Below are 1,958 nucleotides of genomic sequence, written 5' to 3'. Positions count from 1 at the left end.
TTGCCGGAGCGAATGAAGCCAAATCGGATGGAGACACTGCGCTCCAAGCTCGTTAAGATTGCGGGTAAGCAGCTCCGGTCGATACTGGACGTGGAAGCTGTGCAGCTCCTGCATATACCGAGATGCATTCATCCAAACGTTTCGTAACATTCAGCGTTTACCCCGTTTCGGTTGATGGACTGTGAATGATAGACATTTAAAAAAAATGCTCATTGATCCAACGGATACGTATGTCATTCAATATCCATATTTATCTAAATAATGAATTAATATCCATACTCAAAGAGAGTAGGTGGCTACTCTCTGATACCGAGCAGACTGATCGTTTCACAAATACGGTAGAATATCACAAAATCTTCCATTTCACCCAATCGTTCTAAGCACCTATGAATATTTCAGGTTTATAATACTTATGATGGTTATAATGACCGTGGCGAAGTAGCCAGCGGGTACAACGGGAAGAGCACTAAGGATACGTTATATTTTTCGATATCAAAGTCAGTGGCAAACAAGTGGGGAGCATCCATTGACTTTGCTGCAAAACCTGTAACATATAAGGTTGGCTATGATGTAACCTGGACCGACACAAAAACATGGTCCTATTCATCTGAAGTAAGTCCTTACAAAACAGTGCATATCGGCTTACAGGATTGGTACCATGTTCAAGAATTTAACTTGCATACTGATTGGTATGATAATGATGGATATCCAATAGGAACCACCTACGGTACAGGTTGGGCAGCTCAATGGTTTAAACCTCATTTCTATAGCTGGGAAACCTAAAATCCGGTAGTAAGTAAAGGACCAGTTTCATATACTAGAAACTGGTCCTAATCTAATTAATAGGAGATGCCATGAAACGAAAATTAATTCACCTAATTAATATTGTGCTGTTGGTTATTATGATTGGTTGCTCCCCACAAACCTCGCCCTCGGAAAGCCTAAAATGGCCACCGGATGGACTCTATTTTATAAAGTGGGATTCTTATCACGGATATTTCGAAGATGAAGAGCCATTTATACAACTCTCAGCAGTTCAAGTTCACTTAGGTTCAAATCCTCAAAAGATTAACGAATATAAGGAATTTGTTTTAGTATCAGATGGTGAAGAGATAAAAGCTACCCCCACAGGAATCAATGAAGGAGCACATACGAAAGAATATTCTTTAATTTCACTTGGATTGCGACTCCCTAAAGTAAAAGCAAGTAAAATTATTCTGAGTAAACTTAAATTAACCGATCCAAATAATGAACAAAAAACCTATGATATTGGAAAATGGGTACTTGATATAAGAAAAAGTAAGGAATCACAAGATCTAAAACTAGGCAAAAAAACATTTGCAAGCGGAGTCTTTGATTATTATAAAGCGGAAATCGCTAACACTACCAATAAACCAATTCATGTGAAAGATTTAGAATTTCAATTAGCAGAGCCTTATTCAGTTAAGATAACTACAACTGATAATTTTAACTCCACAAATACTAAGGAGAACGATAATTCCTTGAATGCTGGACAAACAAAAGCATTTCAATTCAATTTTGCTAATAACCGGCAGGCGATTAATACACCTAAGTTTATATCGCTAAGACCTTTTTTACATTATGAGATCGATAATCAAGCAAAGACTATGATTCTTCCTACTGCGATTTATTCCCCTTCAATAGGTACCGATAAGGAGATATTTGAGTTAATAAAATAAACTAATGCCCCTTCAGGCAACCTTGATCTTCTTTTGCTCTCTTAAAATTTGGGCGTGACGTTTATTCTTGTTTCGCCAGCAAAGATACTTACGAATAGCCGTGGCTAACTCTTTATGATCCTCGTAGTTGCTTCCGCAGAGGACGAATTTACGAAGTGGACCAAAATGACATTCAATTCGATTTCACCATGAAGCGTTTGTAGGTGTGAAAATCAATTCAATGTTATGTTCCTGCGCCCAGTCCTTGACTTTTTGATG

The 1,958-nt window shown here is 37.8% G+C and carries 2 protein-coding genes; both read left to right on the top strand.

Annotation, left to right across the window (positions count from 1 at the left end):
- The first annotated feature begins 501 nt into the window (after window positions 1–501).
- Entirely contained in the window at window positions 502–783 is a 282-nt protein-coding gene (locus ACFO8Q_RS09350; protein WP_380025506.1) for a hypothetical protein, read from the top strand.
- Between the two features lie 71 nt (window positions 784–854).
- On the top strand, window positions 855–1,700 hold the full coding sequence (locus ACFO8Q_RS09345) for a hypothetical protein (RefSeq protein WP_380025505.1): 846 nt from the start codon (window positions 855–857) through the stop codon (window positions 1,698–1,700).
- Window positions 1,701–1,958 lie beyond the last annotated feature (258 nt).

Source organism: Effusibacillus consociatus (genome assembly GCF_042652925.1).
Classification (GTDB): Bacteria; Bacillota; Bacilli; order Tumebacillales; family Effusibacillaceae; genus Effusibacillus; species Effusibacillus consociatus.
Note: the sequence above shows the minus strand (reverse complement) of the source record. Positions and strands in the feature narration are given on the sequence as shown.

Coding starts and splice junctions, on each gene's coding strand:
- ACFO8Q_RS09345 (WP_380025505.1), top strand. CDS start 855: ATGAAACGAAAATTAATTCACCTAATTAATATTGTGCTGTTGGTTATT.